The organism is Bacillus basilensis (assembly GCF_050630465.1).
GTDB lineage: Bacteria > Bacillota > Bacilli > Bacillales > Bacillaceae_G > Bacillus_A > Bacillus_A basilensis.
The window spans coordinates 169014-190427 of sequence record NZ_JBNTQO010000003.1 but is presented as its reverse complement, the minus strand read 5'-3'; the positions used below and the strand labels follow the sequence as shown (position 1 = coordinate 190427).

At 32.8% G+C, this 21414-nt stretch carries 19 protein-coding genes; 7 read left to right on the top strand and 12 right to left on the bottom strand.

Going from position 1 to position 21414, the window contains the following annotated elements; genetic code table 11:
* Positions 1–12 precede the first annotated feature (12 nt).
* The 4 genes from ACQVV1_RS07515 (at position 13) to ACQVV1_RS07500 (ending at position 4190) form a co-directional block, all read left to right on the top strand.
* On the top strand, positions 13–1011 hold the full coding sequence (locus tag ACQVV1_RS07515; RefSeq protein ID WP_166703206.1) for an NADP-dependent oxidoreductase: 999 nt from the start codon (positions 13–15) through the stop codon (positions 1009–1011).
* 178 nt (positions 1012–1189) lie between these two features.
* Positions 1190–2656: a protein adenylyltransferase SelO gene (locus tag ACQVV1_RS07510; RefSeq protein ID WP_309259180.1), complete on the top strand. Its 1467-nt coding sequence runs from the start codon at positions 1190–1192 to the stop codon at positions 2654–2656.
* 254 nt (positions 2657–2910) lie between these two features.
* A complete protein-coding gene (locus ACQVV1_RS07505) occupies positions 2911–4005 on the top strand; it encodes a response regulator aspartate phosphatase (protein ID WP_001102707.1) in 1095 nt (364 codons plus the stop codon).
* Entirely contained in the window at positions 4002–4190 is a 189-nt protein-coding gene (locus ACQVV1_RS07500; RefSeq protein WP_087958833.1) for a Phr family secreted Rap phosphatase inhibitor, read from the top strand. Before ACQVV1_RS07505 ends, ACQVV1_RS07500 begins: the two co-directional genes overlap by 4 nt.
* A gap of 73 nt (positions 4191–4263) precedes the next feature.
* Here the strand turns inward: ACQVV1_RS07500 and ACQVV1_RS07495 are convergent, their stop codons facing one another.
* The 6 genes from ACQVV1_RS07495 to ACQVV1_RS07470 form a co-directional block, all read right to left on the bottom strand.
* Positions 4264–4863, bottom strand: coding sequence for an FMN-binding negative transcriptional regulator (locus tag ACQVV1_RS07495; RefSeq protein ID WP_242255250.1), 600 nt, complete (start codon positions 4861–4863; stop codon positions 4264–4266).
* Positions 4864–4997: 134 nt separating this feature from the next.
* On the bottom strand, positions 4998–5525 hold the full coding sequence (locus ACQVV1_RS07490) for a GrpB family protein (protein WP_309259181.1): 528 nt from the start codon (positions 5523–5525) through the stop codon (positions 4998–5000).
* Positions 5526–5548: 23 nt separating this feature from the next.
* On the bottom strand, positions 5549–5896 hold the full coding sequence (locus ACQVV1_RS07485) for a DUF4260 domain-containing protein (RefSeq protein WP_001172040.1): 348 nt from the start codon (positions 5894–5896) through the stop codon (positions 5549–5551).
* 12 nt (positions 5897–5908) lie between these two features.
* Positions 5909–6877, bottom strand: a complete 969-nt coding sequence (locus ACQVV1_RS07480) for a bile acid:sodium symporter family protein (protein ID WP_309259182.1) — start codon at positions 6875–6877, stop codon at positions 5909–5911.
* Positions 6878–6881: 4 nt separating this feature from the next.
* Positions 6882–8273 (bottom strand): FAD-binding oxidoreductase, encoded by a 1392-nt coding sequence (locus ACQVV1_RS07475; protein WP_309259183.1) that lies wholly within the window; start codon positions 8271–8273, stop codon positions 6882–6884.
* Positions 8274–8442: 169 nt separating this feature from the next.
* Complete coding sequence (locus tag ACQVV1_RS07470; RefSeq protein WP_431168716.1) at positions 8443–8841, bottom strand: DUF2871 family protein; 399 nt, start codon at positions 8839–8841, stop codon at positions 8443–8445.
* A gap of 255 nt (positions 8842–9096) precedes the next feature.
* Here ACQVV1_RS07470 and ACQVV1_RS07465 point away from each other — a divergent pair, with 255 nt between their 5' ends.
* Positions 9097–9603 (top strand): GNAT family N-acetyltransferase, encoded by a 507-nt coding sequence (locus ACQVV1_RS07465; RefSeq protein WP_242255242.1) that lies wholly within the window; start codon positions 9097–9099, stop codon positions 9601–9603.
* 466 nt (positions 9604–10069) lie between these two features.
* Here ACQVV1_RS07465 and hlyIIR read toward each other — a convergent pair whose 3' ends face one another.
* The 4 genes from hlyIIR to ACQVV1_RS07445 all read right to left on the bottom strand — a co-directional run bounded on the left by hlyIIR (position 10070) and on the right by ACQVV1_RS07445 (position 14697).
* Positions 10070–10675 carry a hemolysin II regulator HlyIIR gene (hlyIIR, locus tag ACQVV1_RS07460; protein WP_242255303.1) on the bottom strand — a complete coding sequence of 202 codons (606 nt, stop codon included), beginning with the start codon at positions 10673–10675 and terminating at the stop codon, positions 10070–10072.
* A gap of 464 nt (positions 10676–11139) precedes the next feature.
* The gene (hlyII, locus tag ACQVV1_RS07455) at positions 11140–12378 is read right to left on the bottom strand and encodes a hemolysin II HlyII (protein ID WP_242255240.1); all 1239 of its coding nucleotides are present in this window, start codon (positions 12376–12378) and stop codon (positions 11140–11142) included.
* A gap of 304 nt (positions 12379–12682) precedes the next feature.
* Entirely contained in the window at positions 12683–13915 is a 1233-nt protein-coding gene (locus ACQVV1_RS07450) for an N-acetylmuramoyl-L-alanine amidase (protein ID WP_309259185.1), read from the bottom strand.
* A gap of 488 nt (positions 13916–14403) precedes the next feature.
* Entirely contained in the window at positions 14404–14697 is a 294-nt protein-coding gene (locus tag ACQVV1_RS07445; protein WP_242255236.1) for an ArsR/SmtB family transcription factor, read from the bottom strand.
* A gap of 206 nt (positions 14698–14903) precedes the next feature.
* On the opposite strand from ACQVV1_RS07445, the gene ACQVV1_RS07440 reads away from it, so the two are divergent.
* Positions 14904–15257: a hypothetical protein gene (locus ACQVV1_RS07440; RefSeq protein ID WP_000473489.1), complete on the top strand. Its 354-nt coding sequence runs from the start codon at positions 14904–14906 to the stop codon at positions 15255–15257.
* Positions 15258–15633: 376 nt separating this feature from the next.
* Here the strand turns inward: ACQVV1_RS07440 and ACQVV1_RS07435 are convergent, their stop codons facing one another.
* Positions 15634–16074 (bottom strand): hypothetical protein, encoded by a 441-nt coding sequence (locus tag ACQVV1_RS07435; protein ID WP_242255234.1) that lies wholly within the window; start codon positions 16072–16074, stop codon positions 15634–15636.
* 638 nt (positions 16075–16712) lie between these two features.
* Between ACQVV1_RS07435 and ACQVV1_RS07430 the strand changes: the two genes are divergently transcribed.
* On the top strand, positions 16713–17966 hold the full coding sequence (locus ACQVV1_RS07430) for a sensor histidine kinase (RefSeq protein ID WP_242255232.1): 1254 nt from the start codon (positions 16713–16715) through the stop codon (positions 17964–17966).
* Between the two features lie 459 nt (positions 17967–18425).
* Here the strand turns inward: ACQVV1_RS07430 and colA are convergent, their stop codons facing one another.
* Entirely contained in the window at positions 18426–21341 is a 2916-nt protein-coding gene (colA, locus tag ACQVV1_RS07425) for a collagenase ColA (RefSeq protein WP_309259186.1), read from the bottom strand.
* Positions 21342–21414 lie beyond the last annotated feature (73 nt).

Genomic DNA, 21414 nt, shown 5'->3' with positions numbered 1-21414 from the left:
GAGGTATAAGAAATGAAAGCAATGATAATTGATAAGTACGGGAAAGTTCCAATGCGTATGGCAGAGGTACCTACTCCTGAAATAAATGAATATGAAGTACTCGCTGAAATTCATGCAGCTAGTATTAACCCAATTGACTTTAAAATACGTGATGGAAAAGTAAAGATGTTACTTAAATATGAAATGCCCTTAATTCTTGGTAATGACTTTTCCGGTGTCATCGTAAAGGTTGGATCAAAAGTGACTCGTTTTAAAGCCGGCGATGCAATATATGCACGTCCAAGAAAAAATAAGATCGGTACTTTCGCGGAATATATAGCCATTCATGAGGATGATATAGCTTTAAAACCAAAAAATTTAAGTTTTGAGGAAGCGGCGTCGATTCCTCTCGTTGGCTTAACATCATATCAAGCACTACATGACATCATGCACTTACAAAAAGGACAAAAAATATTAATTCACGCTGGATCTGGTGGTGTTGGTACTTTCGCAATTCAGTTAGCAAAAATAATGGGTGCTACCGTTACGACGACTGCTAGTGAAGCTGGTTCCGATTTAGTAAAGTCTCTTGGCGCAGATGAAATTATTAATTACAAAACAGAAAAATTTGAAGAAATACTAAAAGATTATGATGCAGTATTTGATACAATCGGCGGTACAACACTTGAAAAATCATTCGATATTATAAAAGGCGGCGGCAACATTGTTTCCGTTTCAGGAATGCCAAATGCTCGTTTCGGTAAAGAATTTGGTTCCAGATTTTTCAAAACACTCTTATTTTCATTAGCAAGTAAAAAACTTACTGCACTTGAAAAGAAGCATAGTGCTCAATATTCATTTTTATTTATGAAGCCAAGTGGCGATCAATTACGTACTATCGCAAATTATATTGAAGCAGGAAAAATAAAACCAGTAATCGATCGAGTTTTCCCTTTTGAAGATGCGCAAAAAGCAATGGAATATTCAGAGGCTGGAAGAGCAAAAGGAAAAATAATCGTAAAAATAAAATAATAATAAAGACTCCATTTTCTTAAAATGGGGTCTTTATATTTACTGTTAAATAGACATAGTGCAGTGAAGTCCTTACAATAGATTGCAAGGGGAAATATCATATTATACTTTTAGCTAATTTTGCAAAGAATACATACGTACAAATACATAATAAAAAAATAAACAAGGAGGAGATAAAATGACTAAAAATAATGAAGCTGGTTGGAATTTAGATAATAGTTATACGACTTTACCACAATCATTTTATACAGAACCCCCCCCTACTCCCGTAAGTTCACCGGAGTTAGTTAAACTAAATCATTCATTAGCAATATCTCTTGGCTTTAATCCTGAAGAATTGAAAAAAGAAGTTGAAATTGCTATTTTCGCTGGTAATGCACTCCCAGAAGGAGCTCATCCATTAGCTCAAGCGTATGCCGGTCATCAATTCGGACATTTTAATATGTTAGGCGACGGTCGTGCGCTTTTAATAGGTGAACAAATTACCCCTTCAGGTAAACGTTTTGACATTCAGCTGAAAGGTTCTGGCCCTACTCCGTATTCACGCCGTGGTGATGGTCGCGCTGCACTCGGTCCGATGCTACGTGAGTATATTATTAGTGAAGCAATGTATGCACTTGATATTCCAACTACGCGCAGTTTAGCAGTTGTTACAACTGGTGAACCAACATATCGTGAAACAAAGTTACCTGGAGCAATTTTAACTAGAGTAGCAAGTAGCCATATACGCGTCGGCACATTTCAATATGCTGCCGCTCGTGGTTCCATCGAGGATCTTCAATCACTAGCTGACTATACGATAAAAAGGCATTATCCAGAAATTGAGGATCATGAAAACCGATATACTGCATTACTACAAGAAGTCATAAAAAAACAAGCAAGTCTCATCGCTAAATGGCAACTTGTTGGATTTATCCATGGTGTAATGAACACTGATAATATAACGATCAGTGGAGAAACGATTGATTACGGCCCTTGTGCGTTTATGGACAATTACGACCAAGGAACTGTATTTAGCTCTATTGATACACAAGGTCGCTACGCATATGGAAATCAGCCATATATGGCTGCATGGGACCTGGCGCGACTAGCAGAATCTTTAATACCAATTCTGCATGAAGATGAAGAAGAAGCATTAAAGATTGCTCAAGACGAAATTTCAAAATTTAGCGTACAATATGAAAAACAGTGGTTCATTGGAATGAAAAAGAAATTAGGACTATTTAGCAACGAAGAACAAGATCACTCACTTATTGAGCAACTTTTAAAAATGATGGAGAAATATAAAGCGGATTACACAAATACATTCCGTTCATTAACTCTTGATACGTTAGAAAATACGCCTCTATTCGATAGCGCTGAATTTAAAGAATGGTACAAACTGTGGCAATCTCGATTAGAAAAACAAGAAGAATTGAAAGAAAACGCCTACGAAATGATGAAAAATAATAACCCATCGGTCATCCCAAGAAACCACCGCGTAGAAGAAGCACTAGAAGCAGCTGTCACAAATGGCGACTATAGCGTAATGGAAAAACTTCTTGAAGCTCTATCCAATCCTTATGCGTATGCTACAGAGCAAGAAGAATACTGCGTTCCACCTGCACCGACGAATCGTCCTTATCGTACTTTTTGTGGGACTTGATTGTTTAACATGTAAAAAGGTGTGTTCATACAGATTGTGTGAACACACCTTTTTATATTCTCCCCTCTCAACTAGAACTTTAAAATGCACCTTTCCCGATTCCTTTTCTTTACTCCAAAACAAAAATTAAACTATTCCAATAGACTTACTCATAAGCTCGTTAAACAAATATTGAGAAATAAAAATTACATTTCTAAATATTGTTATTTTTGATAATATATTTTATAAGAATATTCAAAAAGCGAGGGGATTTCATGAACGTTCAACTACAAGGTAATGAACAAATTACGAAATTATTTAATGATTGGTATTTAGCTATGCTTAAACAAGATGTGTCCCAGGCGACAAACTTAAAGCATGAAATTGAGGAAAAGGAACTAAACTTTGAAGAAGATGAAAACTTAGCATTATATCATTCCTTACTAGACTTTCGATATAAAGTTTTAGTAGATAGTTTAAGTATTTCAAAAGATTGTTTTGATAAAATAGATTCTTACTTAATCTCATCCAACCATCCACTGGCTTACTACTATCACTTCTTTAAAGGCATTTATGCAACTTTAACCACAGACTATAACTTAGCTAGCGAACATTATGAACAAGCTAAGTTATTACTAGTAAATAACACTGATAATCTAGAGCATGCTGAATTTTATTATCGAATGGCGATTTTCCATTATCACTTTTATCAACCAATTGAATCCATTGAATATGCAACTAAGGCTAAAGAGATTTTCGATAAACATACTGGCTACGAAGTTAAAGTTGGATTATGCAAAAATACATTAGGTGCCTCATTTGTATATTTAAAACAATATGAACAAGCGGAAGAACAATATAATTCAGCAATACACCTTTTACAAAAATCTAATGAAAAAGAATTAATTTTAAGTGTACGTAATAATTTGGGTTGGTTATATGCGAGTCAAAACCTCTCCACACTCGCAATCCGTCACCTATCAGAAGTAACTGAAAAGAAACCTACACATTTCAAAGCTCTCTTCTTGCAAGCAAGAGAACACTCTAAACTAGATGAAACTAGTATTGCTGAAGGGTTAATCCAAAAAGGGTTAAAAATTTGTACTGAATTAAATAATGAAGAATATATATATCATTTTAAAATTCTAAACGAACTAAATAATAATGTTGCTTCTGAAGAATTAGAAACAATTATTCTTAAAGGAATTACGTTTTTCGACAAAGAATTATTATATAACTACACTCAAGAATACTCAGAAAAATTAGCTGTTAAATTTTATAGTGAAAATAACCACATTAAGGCAAGTGAATATTTTCATAAAGCGTTACAAGCAAAAGAAAAAACGTTTGAGAAAGGGGCATTGAAATGATTAAAAAAATTAGCTCTGTTTTTTTAGGACTATCTGTTTTCGGTATTCTAGCTACTGGTATTCATAGTTCATTTACATACCAAGCGGGTCATGCTGATCTTCCTGCACCACAAAGACCTGACCTTGTTCAATCTGTTGACGCAAGTAAAGACTACAACTCAACAACAGCTGAAAAAGCACTTTAAAAAACGGAAGACCTTCAATTAAGAAGGTCTTTTTAAATACGCTTATTTAGAATATCTCCCTTTGATGTAGACTTTATTTTCTCATCAACTCCGCAATCCCCCTACTCCCCTCACTACCAACTTTCTCAAGTTCCTCCACAACTAATTTTCTTCTTGCCACAGAATGATTTTGACTTAATTTCGCTTTTCCTTCTATTTTACTAATCTTAATTTTAAAACCAACTATCCCTTTACTTAATCCTCCCATATAATTCGGATCTACATCATTAAGTGAGTAGGTGCTCTCTGGATCTTCATATTTATGTACTAACTCTTGAAGAGAATTTAATAATTCCTGTTCATCCTCAACAATTTCTAATTCCCCATATACATGCACTGCAACGTAATTCCATGTTGGTACTGCATTGTTTGTTTCATACCACGATGGAGATATGTAGCTATGTGGTCCTTGGAATATAGCTAACACTTCTTGATTCTCACTATCTTTCCACTGTTCATTCGGACGTGCGAAATGACCATGTAAAGTTAGAGTCTCCCAATTTAATAACAACGGTAAATGCGTTGCATATGGTTCCCCGTTATGTTGAGAAAATAATGTTGCAAAGCTATTTTGTTCTATTATCTCATACTTCATCTTTTCATCTTCTATTGCGAAATATTTTGGTACGTACATAAGCTCCCTCTTTTCCGATCTTTTATTTCTAATTATATTTAAGTCTCGTAGCATTCAACAGGGCCAGTTTATATTTGTTTTATAATGGCAGCTCTCAATTAAAAAAGAATAGGCCGCATATACTCAATGCGACCTTAGTTTATTTTTTCCAATATATTTGTAATAAATGCCGTCTTACCTTCACTATAACTGGATCGATGTTTCGACTCTCTTGCTAACTCTTTCTTTAAACTCCCATATTCAGCAGCAACGGCTTCATGTTCACGAAGGTAATCCCGAAACGCTATATGTCTTCTTAGCTCTTCACTATTTTTGTCACAAACATATAAATGATGTTCCATCCAATCTGTACTTTCTCCGTCCCACGGAACGAAAGCGTCCTTTCTGCCAAACGCCTCTCTCCCTTTGTAACTCCATTCTGCCTGATGATAGTATCCTATCGCTTCAAGCTTTGTTACTACTTCAGGAAAAATTCCGTAATCTTCTATTACTATATCAATATCTAATACTGGTTTTGCTGCAAGTCCTTTAATAGATGTACTCCCAACATGTTCAATGGATAAAATACTGTCTTCCATTACATCGTTAATAAGAGTGTGTAGTTTATTAAATTCACTTTCCCATTTGGTGTTATATTCTTCGATAGTAATTCTCTGTTTCAATATATCCCTCTTCCCAATACAATTTACAACCTTTGAATATGAGTATCCTTAAAATCCGTCTCATATTTCAATCCATATCCAAACATTCGATCCATTCCGATATGTGCCGTCCATATTAGGCCTATCATAATAACGGTATCCATCTTAAAATAAACACCTACTATAGCTATTAAAATGGATATAATATATGTGTGAAATATATTATATATTTTAGCACCAATATGATTATTTATCCCATAAGCTAACATTGATAAATCCGGTGCTAATAGGAATATCCAAAATATAATCCAACTAAATTCATATAATGAATACATATAAATCGCGGCTAAGAATACAACTAAGCCTTCAAAATGTACAATACGTTTTTGCATTCTTTATCATTCCTATTTTTCTATATTTACCGATACATTTTCATCCCTGAAAGTATTCTTTGCATTTTCTGACCAGATGGTTGCTAAAATCGGCCCTGCAATATTATGCCATACTGCTGCTAATACACTTGGAAGTGCCGCAGCTGGTCCAAAATGTGCGGTTGCTAGTGCAACACCTAAACCTGAATTTTGCATTCCTACTTCTATTGAAATAGCTCTTCTTGTCCCTTCATCTAGTCCAAGTACGAACGCTGTTATATATCCGAGTAAAAATCCGAACGCATTATGGAGCATAACCGCAATAAAGATAAGAAGGCCTGAAGAAGTAATACTGCTTACATTTGCTGAAACTACCGCTGAAACAATAATGATAATTGCTAATACTGATATTAAAGGAATAACAGTCATTCCTTTCGTAACAGTTTTAGGGAAAAACTTCTTCACCACTAATCCTAAAATAATAGGTAGGATAATGACTTGTACGATAGAAAGAAACATAGACATAGCATTCACTGGCATCCATTGTCCTGCAAGTAATAATAAAATAAGAGGTGTAGCAATGGGTGCTAGTAACGTTGATAATGACGTCATTGCAATAGACAACGCTAAGTTCCCTTTTGCTAAATAAACCATAACATTTGATGCAGTGCCACCCGGTACTGAACCGAGCAACACTAATCCAGCTGCTAATTCGGCTGGTAGATTCATAACGTAGGCTAGTACGTATGCGACAAGTGGCATAATAATAAACTGAGCACATACACCAATAATAACTGGCAATGGTTTTGTAGCAATGATTTTAAAATCAACAGCCTTTAATGTTAAACCCATCCCAAACATGACAACTCCGAGTAAAATCGTTATGTAACTAGTTAACCCGAGAAATGGAGCAGGAATAAAATATGCGATAGCTGCAATACAAATAACCCAAAATGCAAAATACTTTCCAGCTATATTACTTATCGCTTCTAGTACTTTCACCCAATCAGCCCCTATCCTTTAATTGAAACACCTTATTCGGATTCAAAATATTTTGCGGATCAAGAGCTTTCTTTATTTTTTCCATTACGATTAATGCTGCCCCGTGTTCTTCTTCTTGATACTTCCTTTTTCCGATTCCGACGCCATGTTCTCCTGTACACGTTCCCCCTCGTTTAAGAGCATATAGAACAATACTTTCATTTATTTCATCCGCTTTTTCCCCTTCTTCTTTATCATTTGGATCAACCATTAAGAGCACGTGGAAATTCCCATCTCCTACATGACCAAGAATGCCACCAACAAGACCATTCTTTTCTAATGTCTCTTTCGCTTGTTGGATAGCTCCAGCTAATTCTGAAATAGGTACACATACGTCTGTACTCATAAGCTTTTTACCAGGATAGCTATGAACGTAAGCGTATGCTAGATTATGCCGGGCATCCCATAATTTATTTCTCGCTGCCGTTTCCGTTTCAAAAGCAACTTCTTTACATTTATGATCAAAAACAATTTCCTTCGTAAATTCAACATCTTGCTTTAACCCTGCTTCATTACCGTGAAACTCTAAAAACAATGTAGGTTCTTCTCTGTAACTTGTTTCACTATAATGATTGACTTGTTTCATAGATAGTTCATCAACGAGTTCAATTCTCGCAATCGGAATACCCGCTTGCAATATGTTAATAACAGCTTCAACTGCATCATTTATAGTTGGAAACGATGCTCTTGCGGCCATAACATGCTCTGGTATGCCATATACTTTTAATGTTAACTCTGTAAAGCATCCAAGCGTACCTTCTGATCCTACGAAAACACCATTTAAATGGTAACCTGATGACGACTTCGCGGCTAAATTCCCAGTATGTATTACTTCTCCATCAGCAAGAACGACTTCTAAATCACGAACTTGATCACGCATAACGCCATACTTCACCGCTGTCGTTCCACTTGCATTTGTAGCAGCCATTCCACCTAACGTTGCATCTGCCCCTGGATCTACACTAAAAAACAAACCGTATTTCTTCAATTCTTTATTGAGCTGAGAACGAGTCACCCCCGGCTGTACCTTCACCAGAAAATCTTTCTCTCTTATTTCAAGAATTTTGTTCATTAATGAAAAATCAACCGTAATCCCTTTTTCATAAGGAATTACATGTCCTTCTAAACTAGAACCTACCCCAAATGGAACGACAGCTGTTCCGTGCTCACTCGCTATTTTCATTATGGCACTAACTTCTTCTGTCGTTTTCGGAAAAACTACTACATCAGGTAAACTACTAGCATGATAAGATTCATCTTTACTATGTAACTCTCTTACTGTCGTATTCACAACTACTCGATCTTTGGGAAGTACACCCTTTAATTCATTTACTAAACGCTCTACTGTTATTTCCATCGTACACTCTCCTACTCTCTATAAATTAGAATTACAAAATATGTTAAGTGTTTTATACATAATAATCCGAAAAATTAAATAATTCAAGTTTTACATATACGAAATTCATTTCTTACTTTCGAATAAAAAAAGAACTTGAAACAATTGTTTCAAGTTCTTTTCTATAAAACTACATTTTAAACGACTTCTTTATTAACAACATAAACCAAATTAAAGTAATTGCCATTAGCGAATGAGAAAAACCAACAATATAAGTTAACCCGTTAAAATCCGCTCCATTTAACTGAAAAAGCCCTCTTGCTGCCAATGAACCTAACATTAAAATTAATGCGATATTATGTACAACAAACCACTTATTAAAACTTTTCGCTTCATGAAACGCGAATACTTTTGCTAATCCTAAAGCAATTAAAAAGAAGAAAAAGCCAAGTACAAGTGTATGTGTATGCAAAAGATTTAACAACGTAGATCCTACAATCCCCTTATACTTTCCATATTCCCTAGCGAAAATCCCTGATAATAAACCGATAATCAAATACGTAAACGATGCATTATATAATTTCTTCATTATGTACCTCCTTGAGTAGAATGTGTAGTGTGTCATATTTAGTAATAATGATAGTTATATAGTAAAAACTCCTAGTCACCTAGGAGTCATTGTATAAGCATCTCACTCTTTACAATCAAATCTAATTATAAAATATCCTTTTATACAAAACAAACGAACTTTATGTGAACAAGCAGGACTCTTTTAAAATATGTTGCGATTTCGTATTACGCAATCCATACTAATTATTATAAATGTTAAAGGTGGTGCATTGGATTGATAGTTCTTGAAACTGAACGACTCGTTCTTCGCTGGTTTGATATAAAAGACGCTCCATTTATTCTTGAATTAGTAAACGATCCTGCATGGATTCAGTATATCGGTGATAAAAGAATTAAAAACTTAGAAGATGCAAAAAAATACATCTTAAACGGACCCGTTGATATGTATAATAAAATGGGCTTTGGTCTTTACTTAGTTGAACGAAAAGAAGATCTCACTCCACTTGGTATGTGTGGTCTTATTAAAAGGGATTCATTAGAAGATGTTGATATCGGCTTTGCCTTTTTAGAGAAATTCCGTTCAAAGGGATATGGCTTTGAATCCGCTTCTGCTGTAATCGAATACGGAGTACAAAAACTAGGACTGAAACGAATTGTAGCAATTACAACTATCGATAACATCTATTCAGGAAAGCTTTTAGAAAAAGTAGGATTGCAGTTCGAAGAGATTATTTCGGACTCAGGAGAAGATCTAAAGTTATTTGGATATAACGTATATTAAATTGACAGAGTTCTCTTTTAACCTAATCAAAAAATATTTCTTCAATATACATTCCTAAACGTTATCATGATTAAAATACTCATCTATTTTTAACGATATAACAACGCTAACATTTAAATCACAACCCTAATTTTCAGTACTCTATTTATTCTTAAAAACCCTCTATCTTGTTCTTAAATTTGTCAAAACTCTTATGTAGTTACATGAAAATTTTATGCTAATATGTTACTAAGAAACTATGCGTTCCCTTAACCCTGTATCCGGCCCTGTATTTTTTACAGGGCCTTTGTTTATTTAATTTACTTATCACGTGCTTATACACATTAAAAGTCATTTCAAATGTAATAAACAATAAATACTAAAATAATTTAAGAATGAAGTGTCCAAAAAAGCCTAATCTCTCTACAATATATTGAGAAATTAGGCTTTTTAATAAGAAAATTAAAATTCATAAACAATGAATAATTTACATGTTAGGCTTATCTGTTAAAGCAGAAATAATTCTGTTCACTAAGTCTTCTGGCATCCATTCCTGATTTATATCATTCGTTTCATTTGGTCCTAAAGAATCAATGAACTTTTTAAACTTTGGAAATAAAACAATAGAAGTGATCCAATGTATCGTATGATTTATGGAGAAAAAATGAAAAACTCCTTGTTTTTCACCCTCCTGTAATATTGCTTTTAACTGTTCAAAATTACCTATGAAATAGGGTTTGATTTTTTCTAATCTTGCACTTTCCTTAATAATCTCCTCATATGCCAATACCCCAATTTCAGGATTTTCTTTTATATGTGTAGTAAAGACTATTAAATATTCTTTAAGAGCATTGATAGGATTAAATTGATTCTTCTCAAGAAAATTAGGTAACTCATTAGCAAGGCCATATTTCTTAAACACCTCATAATACAGGTTTTCTTTCCCATTAAAATAGTATGAAGCCATAGCGACATTCACTTTCGCTTCTTTTGCAATTTCTTGTATGCTCGTACCTTCGTAGCCACGCTCTCCAAATTTTTTCTTAGCAGCCTTCAAAATATTTTCCATCGTCTGCTCTCGAGATTTCCCCATTTTACACACCTCAAATAATATATATTTCACTTCAAAAATCCAATAAGGACTTTGAATAGAGTATCTTTTTAATGAAATTTAATTATATATTTAAAGTAGTAACTTAACAACCGATGAAGTCTTGATTACTTTAAACTATTCGCCACACAACGTACGCCTCAAAAAGAAACATCCCCTAACCCTCTCCTACCCTATGTCATCATACAAAGAATTCATTTAAAAATGAAATAAAAATAAACACCATACTTAAAACAATATCCCGCTGTGTAGCATGAATAGCTTTCAAATACTTCACGCTCTTTTCTGATTGAGTATAAGAACGAACGAAAAATAATAAGGACCAGAGTTTATCTGTTTTTACAGATAAACTCTGGTCCTTTCATTACGTTATGCAGATTTAAAATAAACCTTTATACTCATATCTTGATGAAATAATTATCCATCAATTGTACCTCATTTACTGATTAGATTTGTTTAATCTCAATATAAGGTCCTTTGATGTTTAATTTGTTAATGTCATTTGAGATATTTCCTACAGTTGTTTTTTCATTAAACGTATAGACCTTTTCACCATTTACAAAGATGCCCCAATTTTTATCTTCGTAACTGATACCATAGCCAGCATTGATAGATGTCGCTTTGAGTTGGTTTCCATTCATTGAAAAAGATAATTTCCCTTTTCCTTTGTTAAGTTTGTTATTCACGTTGTTGATACCAATCATTTGTTCTTCAAGGGCTTTTTGGTTATCAAGGGTAACTTGATGGTTTTTCCAGTCCAATTTATAGTTGTTTGTAAAGAACTCATTATATGTATCTTTATTATTTGTTCCCCACCATTTTGAACTTACCCATTCAATATTATACTGATCTGAAATTCTACGATTTGTTATTTTTAAATCTGATGTAGATTCTGTTTTATCAGCAGTAATAACCGCTACTACATTAGGAGAAAAACCATATCCTGTTAAAGCTGGTACTGTATCCTTTGAAACAAAATTATTCGTTCCTTCATTATAACTACGTGATTTCATAAATAGTTGATTACCGTAGAAAGTATTAAATGAATCACGATTATAAATTCCCCACTCCGGGTAATTAAATGATTGGAATCCTACTTTCCAATTTAATTTTTTATCTGTGTGAGTCTCTAATACCGTTTTATAGTCTACTTGATCGTAAGATACACTTTCTTTCCAAGCAAAGCTACCCGTAATACTCGCATCGGCATTGGGTCCTTTATCATTTACCCCAACTTTAACACTTCCACCAAGTGTATACCCAACCTCGGAAGTAACCTTTGCTGAAGTCATTGTATTAACTGGGGCAGCTTTATGGAATTGAGCGCTATCACCACTTGTTATTTCTGCTTCAGTATGATAAGCCGATGGCCATTTTAAACCTGCGTTATAGTATCCGCCATTAATTGTATATTTAGCATCTATATTACTACCATCAGTGGTAACAATTGCAATCTTTTTATCTGCGTAAGGATCCTCAATAAAAGAAACCTTTATTGAATTTTTGATATTCTGCTTCATGTCATAAGTAGTTTTAAAACTATTATAGACTTTTCCACCATTTTGAAGATTTTCTACAGTTCCTTTAGAATCCGCAAATACAGATGTTGCTTGTAAACCAAGTGATCCAGACATAATAACGGACGCTACCGCAACACTTTTAGCTATTCCATTTGCTTTTTTCATACAGACAGCCACTCCTTCTTAAACATTTAAAAGATATAAACGTATTATTTTTAGTTTTCAATACTAAAGATAGATTCATAACGTTACAATGTAGAAATTTATTAATCTTTACGACACTAACTATCAACACTTGTTTTGCTAATTTTCATCTCTTTTTTACTGATAACTATTATCAACATTATTAAAACACAAAATAGCGATTTAAACAACAATTTTAAATATGAATTTAAAATTGTTGTTTAAAAAAATGTAAAAAAATTATAGAATTCTTCATTTCAAGAATTACTATATTTTCATTTACTTATTACAATCTATATTCAGATACATTATTCCCTTTCCATTCATAATAATCTAAAATCCCCTCATAAATGGCTTCTGCTGCAATCTGCCTTCCGTTTTCTGTAGATAACTTACTATAATCGATACCATTATCTATAAAAGCAAGTTCCGTTAACACAGCTGGCATGTCATTTTCTCTTATAACATGAAGATCTCCATGTTTAACACCTCTATCACGTGTTTGAAGTGCGTCTACTAATCGTGTTTGAATTTTTTCAGCTAAAACACGACTTTCTTCCACATGAGGATTTGTTTTTTCAGATTTAGAAGATTTATAGTAGTATGTTTCTGTCCCTTTTGCATTACCGTTAAAAGCATTTGCATGAATGCTTATAAAGATATCACCCTGATTTTGCTTAGCAAACTTAACACGTTCCTGTAAAGAGCTTTTTTGATCATGTCCAGGTCTAGTATCAGATTCACGAGTTAGTAAAACTGTAAATGGAGTATGTTTTTCAAGCAATTGTTGTAGACGTAAAGAAGTATCTAGTACAATCTTACTTTCAGGTAATCCCTTTGTGTTTTTTCCTGGATCCTCGCCGCCATGTCCTGGATCAATAATTATTGCTTTATTTTCTAAAGGATTACTTTGACTATATTGAAGCATATCTGTTTTTGCGGTTAGTTGTGCAGCTTCAGCGCGTGTTATGAATCTATTTGGTTGCCAACCATTATCTGTACCAACTGAGATTTTTAAATCAATTAAAGTATTTGCGAACTTTTCACCCCAATGTCCCTTTAAATCTTCAAATTTACTTTGTCCATTGTTAGTGCTTTTATTTTGTAGTTTATATGCATTCACTAGCATAGTAGCCATAGCAGCACGAGTAACTTTTCCAGAAGGATTAAATATTCCATTTCCTTCACCTTTAATTATTCCTGCCTTTTCAGCTGCGGCAATATAAGGAGTTCCCCAGTGGTTTTGTGAATCTTTAAAAGATGGTTTTGCATTTAAATCAATGTGTATACCAAGAGCCTTTGTCATAATGGTTGCTGCAGAAGCTCTATCTAATGTGTCATTTGAACCAAAAGTTCCATCTGGATAACCACTCAATACTTGTTTATCAACTAAATAAGTAACGGATTTGTCAGCCCATGCAGGAACATCTGGGAATTTGTGAGTATCTGCAAAAATACTAGAAGAATAAGATAGTAGACTTCCAGCAAGAATTCCTGTAGCAATTAATTTGTTTTTCAAAATTTAGCACCTCTAAAAATTTATTACAAGTTAGTAAATATATCATTTATAGTTAATCTTTAAATACTACTCCTTAGAATAAAGCATAGATTAAGTTGGCATTAACACTATATTACAAATGAATAATTTAAAATCGAACTATTATTCCGAAAAGAATCTTCAGACATACACTTATAGATTAAAACTATTTAATATATTCACCAACATTGTGTAACTAGTATAGTTACTTATATATACGAGTGTCAATTGAAATAACCTTACAGTTTTGTAAGGTAACCAACTTAATAATATATTAAGTAATTATTAAACAATGTAAATAACTATCTTTTATTTTAAGAAAAGATTGATTCCAAGCACACTTTTTCTAAATTATCATTGATGCCTCTTTCAATTCCTAATGTACATCTTAAAAAGAGCACTTTTGAAAAGTGCTCTTTTTACTTTGTACGCCACTAATTCTATTAGAAAATTTTTTACGAATTATGAACCTACAAACCTAGAATTCCTACAATCTGGCGAGCCTTAGCATTATCAATATAATAATGCATCTCTAATCCTCGTCTTTCTGCACGGAGCACGGTTCCCTTTAATTTTGATAGATGCTGTGAAACAGTGGATTGCGGGAGCCTTAATATTTCTGTCAACTGCGAAACATTACACAGTTTATGATGCATTAATTCATTTACAATTTTTAATCGAACGGGATGTGCCATTACCTTTAATACATCTACATCTTCCTCTCGGATTTTAGCTAGATCTCTATTAGATATTAATGTTGTCATTTCGCATTCCCCTTTATTATTAATTTCTATTTTCCAATTATCCTTATAAGTAGTACTTATAGATATTTACCATTTGTCCTGTTGAGAAAATATATTCTCGTTCAAATAATAAATTATGCAACATTGCATTTGATAAACATTTTCATTGTAACTATAATGATTACAGGATTACTATTAATCCAAATATTCCACGTGGAGGTTTTATTATGTTTAAAAAAATCATTGTATCTTCTATGGCGCTTACTATGTTTGGTGGGGCTGCAACTATGCTAGAAACACCTACCGCACAAGCGGCTTCTTATAACTCAACATCATCTTCTTACTTTGATGTCACTCCTGAAGAAGCGGCTACTTTTTATCAATCTCAGGACTATAAAAAATTAAAAGCCTTTATGGATGACTTTGAAGCTAGAAATCCTTATGTTCCTGGTGGAGGCTACGCTCAAGGTAGTGTTCGTATGCAAAAATTCAATGATGCTCTCAGAGATGCTAAATTAACAAATGTATATCAAGAATTTATTAGAATTTCGTACTACAATCATTATCCAGAACCAAAATAATCCAATCAAATAAAATGCTTATTACTTTAACTAAGCCTAATTTTAAATGTATAGCCTAAAACTAGAAAAACCACTTATATAAGTGGTTTTTCTAGTTTTCCATGTAACTTAACTGAATGATAAGTTACCTTTATTTTAAGATTTATCACAACCGACATCCTCTTTTTTACACAAACTAGTAAATTAGCAATGAAAATATCAACATGTATTTATAAATAGTTGAAAACCATTCTCTTCTGTTTTATAGCAAAAAACGAGCACCCTCTCGTAATTACATAAGGTGCTCATTTTTATTTTTATGTGTAATTCTCGATTCAATATAGTTTCTTTCCGGTAAATAAAGACTAAATTAACTTATAAACAAGGCGTTTTAAATTTAATTCATAGATCCTACTGCAACTTGGAATTGTCCCTTAGAACCATCATCATTTGAAACGTAAATACTATACGTTCCAATTGGTAATGGAGATAAAGCATTCCGTACATTTGTAACATTAATTTGTTGTTCTCCAGGTTTTATATAACCACCAACAATTAGCTCCATATTTGGACCTTTCACACTATATCCCATTGTATTTTGACCATTATTTTTCATAAAGAAGCTTAAATTTTCACTCCCACTATATACAAAAGAAGTTATAGCCTCTCCACTATAATCCATTGTTTGAGTTAATAATATGTCTGTAGGAATATGTTCAACAAAATGAATTGTATCATTCATTTTGTTTACTTCTTCAGCATAAGTATTATTTCCCAACACTCCAAGTGTTAATGCTGAAATTACTCCACAACTAAGCACTAGTTTATTTAACTTCATTTTAAGTTCCCCCTCGATGTTTGTAGTCTATTACCATCATACATTCTTTTGTAAGTACGTTTTTATGTAATAATTCATATCTTTAAACCTATATATTTTAAAATTACACCTTAATGGTTATTAAGAAACTGACATAGATAAGGCTACAGTATTATGCTTCATAAAAAAGAACATGTAAATTTCAAATTCTTTTTCTCACAAGAATTCATACAATTAAGTACCAAGACACTCAAATAAATAGTGTTTCCATTTCAGATAAAATATACTAATAAAAAATTTTGAAATTTTCACTTTGTAATTTGATATATTCCATGTTAATATAACGAAGGCTATAAAACAAAAGTCACCACATATATTACCTTCACAGAATATTCACACTTAAAAAATCATTATTTTATCAGTAACTTAATTCAAATTTCACCTATACAAAAATCAATTTCTAGTTTCATATGTATAAATATCTAAGTAGATTTTTTTATCTATTATTTTTTCTAACTTCCTTATCAATTCTAATACGAGTAATATAATAGTACTTTTTCAAGTGCCCTTCCTTTTTTAGATAGAAAGTTTACTGATACTAAACATCTAAGTTTAACTCATACATAATCCAATATACAAACTATCGGAGATGCAAAACTATGGGAATATCTACTCTTTTATTAAATACCTTTATAATAATAATTTGTATCCTTAGCTACCACGTATTTTGGCTAGAATTTAAAGAAAAAATAACATGTAATAATATATTGATTTCTATCCTTTCCTCCGTTGCTATTATTTTTTGCATGACTTTTCCTTTTCATTTACATGCTGGATTTATTTACGATTTACGTTTTATTCCTATCATATTAGTTTTTCTATACGGAAATACAAAAAACATTGTTTTTATAGGAATTTTATATCTTTCTTATCGATTTTACTTAGGCGGAAATGGCGTTCTTCCATCATTTATTATCTTTACTATTATTTCTGTTATAACAATGTTCTTTCGTTACGTATTACCTATGTATGTTAAAGAAAAAAAGCTATTATTAAGCTTACTTCTTATTTTAGTATGTACAACTTCACTTTCTATCTGCGGTTTTGTAACTCAAATAAATACAGGCGGTAAAATAGACTCTACTCTCATAGAATTTTTATTAAATTATATAATCATTAATATTTTCACAGTATTATTATCAGTTTATTTAATAGAGGGAATGATTGAGAAATATAAAATGAAAGAAAAGCTGCAACGGGCTGAAAAATTTTATATAGCTAGCGAACTAGCCGCGTCCATTGCACATGAAATCCACAATCCACTAACCACAGTACATGGATTCACTCAATTGTTAAATGAAAAACATGCCTCTAAGCTACCTCAGAATCAGTACTTAGAAATCATGTTAATTGAAATGCAGCAAATACAATCTACTATTAATAACTATTTATCTTTAACAAAACCACAGAACACCCTAAAAGAGAAAATAGATATTAATCATATTTTAAATCAAGTGAAAGACACTATTTCACCACTCGCTCTATCATATAAAGTTGAAATAAAACAAAATAGTACAGATTCCTTTTATATAAATGGCGACCCCGAAAAATTCAGAATCTGTCTAAACAACATCATACAAAATGGAATTGAGGCCATGACAAATGGTGGAGTATTACAAATAAATATACAGAAAATAAAAGGTAATATTATAATCGATATTATTGATTCAGGGATTGGAATGTCCTCTCAACAAATAAAACGAATTGCTTTGCCATTCTATTCAACAACAGAAAAAGGGACTGGACTTGGTACTATGATTGCTTATAGCATTATTAAAGAATTAAACGGAGATATAGAGATAGAGAGTGAATTAGGTAAAGGGACACGCTTTTCTATTAGTATCCCCTGCTAATATGACGGAATTATTTAAATGATAAAATTTTACTACTTAACTTATTAAATAAATTTAAAAAATGCTGCTACTTGACTCATTAGTCATCTTGATTTCTTGAATGAATTAAAAGTAATAAGGACCAAAGTTTATCTGTTTTTACGGATAAACTCTAGTCCTTTAATTAAATCAAACATACTTAAATTTTATTACTTTGCTCACATCTCTATGAAATAATGATTCATAGACTGTATCTCATTTACTGATTAGATCTGCTTAACTTCAAGATCAGCTCTTAATACTTGATTTCTTAATATCATTGGATACATTCCCTACAGTTATTTTTTCATTTAAAGTATAAGCTTTTTTGATATGCATAACGATATTCCAGTATTTATTTTTGCAACTGATATCGTTACCTGCATTACTAAATATAAGCTTAAATTGATTTCCATTCATTGAAAAACAATTTCCCTTTTACTATTTTACTTCTACCGTATAATTCCCTGTTCCCCCGCCATACTGATACACATGTAAATAATATTTTCCTGGATACGTGTAGTAACTTCCTACTAACTTATTCCCCTCTTGCTGTGCATACGTAACATAATTATTTAAATCTGCTTCCGAATAAAGAACCCAGTTTACTCCTATATTATTTTCCTTCGTTACATTAATTTGCAGGTTTTTCGCCGTTTCCACATTTATTTCAAAGAAATCACTCGTATCACCATTTCCTAAACTAGCACGTAAAACTTGATTTAATTGCAGTTTATTTGCTGTTTGGAATGAATTATTTGGTTCTTTTTCTACACTATTATCCTCTTTCTTTTGAACGGTTACATTCGTTGTAACAGTATTCGTTAACCCTTTATCATCTGTTACTGTTAATTTCGCTGTATATGTTCCTTCTTTTGTATACACGTGAGTCGGATTTTGTTCATCACTTACAGTACCATCACCAAACTCCCATTTATAAGCAACAATTTTCCCATCTTCATCTTTTGATCCATCGCTTTTAAACGAAATTGCCTCATTTATATTTCCACTATAGGGACCATTTATAACCGCAACTGGCGCTTTATTCACAGCGCCTTCTTCTGTATTAATCCCATGAAATACAACGTCATATTCAAATTGTCCTGATGCATTCACACGGTAATTTACGAAATAAGCTGTTACTGTTTTATAGCCTGTCCATTCTTTTGCACTTAAACGTTTTAACGTATCATTCACATTTTGTGTAATTGTTTTCCAGTCTTCATATTCCCCTTTTGCAGTAGTACCTGTGTACGTCCCTTGCAATGTAAATGTATTAAAGAACTGTGATTTATTTTTCTTAACCGATACATTACTTAATTTTGCTTCTGCTGTAATTTCTGCCGCAATATCTGAAACTGGTTTCGGTGCGTGAGTTGCTAAATAATCATCTGATACTAATGGAACATTATATTTCTCACGGTTATCGACTAACATTTGCATATAGTCTTGATACTCTTTATTTAAATTCGCATCTTTACTTAAAGCAGAGCGGTATGCATCATATGCTGTTACATCATTTTTTCTAATAAGATCATGAATTTTGTCAAACATATCATATCTCTTATTGTACATGTACGATTGTAAAGCGAAGGAATAATTATAGAAATCCCACGTTCCATACTTTGCATTTAACGTCCGCTCTGCCGTATAACGTTCCGCTGGATTTGAAGATAATCCGCCAATAATGCTCTTTCTCGGTACAACATTATCCGTTCTCGTTGCACCTGCAAAAAACTCAGCATTTCCTTCTTCAAACCAAGATAATCTCTCATTCTCATAAATCTTACCTTGGCCCCAAAGTCCTGGCACTTCATATCTTCCTTGTAAATAATGCGTAAACTCATGTCGGAACAATTCTTCTAAACTATAAATACTTTCTTCTTGTGTACGTTCATAAGTAAAGAACGTGCCTGTTCCTTCTATATAAAGACCACCGTTATTCGTTTCATATCCGTACAATTGACGATTAAATTGATATTCAGCTGGACTATTATAAATAACCATTGTTAATACATCATCAGGATTTCCTTTTTCTAATGGCTGGTCACTTTCAGCCGTACGATGGAATTGCGCCTTTACTTCTTTTGCCGCCCAATAAAGACGTTTTACTTTTTCTTCTGTCACTTTATCTCCAGCTTTTAAAACAATTGCCCCATCATCAAACGTATACGTTTTCGGCAAATACTTTTTCTTCCCATCTTCTCGTATTTGATCTAAATTAACAACGTTACCATTTGCATCTTTCCCGCCATAATTCGTCGTAATTTGCTCAGCCGCTACGAAATATTGCTCTCCTAAGTACGGATATATTTTCATTGCGTCTGTTACTACTTGTAACCCTTTCGTTCCTATAGTGTGGAACGTACCAAGTCTACCTGTATAATAAATCCCATTATTAATAAGCCATCCGTTTTTCTCTGTAATCGTTCCCATTAATGCAAAACGACTTAGCTCATTAATATAGCTATCTATTTTCTGATACCATACTGTATCTTTTGGCGCTTTTCTCGTATCGTACAAATACGATTGAATGTCGTAATCGACGCCTTGCATAATATCGTAAATCGCATTTCCAGCTGATAAATTATCTACTAATATAGAAAAATTATCATTATATTGTTTAAAAATCTTTGAAGCTGATGTTATCGTTTCCACATCACTCGAAGCATTTCCTATTAATTTCCCGTATGATGATACAACTCTATTTTGTTCTAATGTACCGAGTTTAAAATTCGGATTGCTTGTGATCATTTTCAATGCAGGTAAGCATTTATCATGATAGCTCCGCTCATTTAGTTTACTTAATTCTGTATTATAAAACCCTAAATAAAAACCAGATCGTAACACCTCTACTAAAGTCTCAATCCCTTTTGAATCATCTTTCGTATAGGCTTGTCCTTGCTGCTTCAATTTATCAATAATTGCCTGCATCCTACTATCATTTTGATAGAATGCAAGACTATCCTTGTTAAACTGAAATAGCCCAGTAATTTGCTCCCAATCGATTGTTACAAGTAAATCTACTAACTGCTGATTGCTCAATTGATTTAATTCAGCAATTGTATAAGTTTTCGCTGCAGCTAATTGCTTACTTTCCTTTTTCACTTCAGGCGGTCTTTGTGATAAATCAGCAAGTTGTAGCCTTTTCTCAAAAGACTTATTTTCCAGCACTTTTGATGAATGAGCTAATTCTTGCACTGGTGGTTGTACGCCAACTGGCTCCATTTTGAGCACATTTCGATAAGAAACTTGCTCTCCCTTTGTACTTTCTGCCAATGTACTCCCTTGAAAACTTCCTAACATTAAACTAGCAAAACTTACCCCTAATAACACTTTTTTCGAATAACCTTTCATGCTCTCCCCTACCTTACATTTTTTAGTGTCCCGCACCATTATTTTACTATTTTTACTTTTTATACTGTATTGA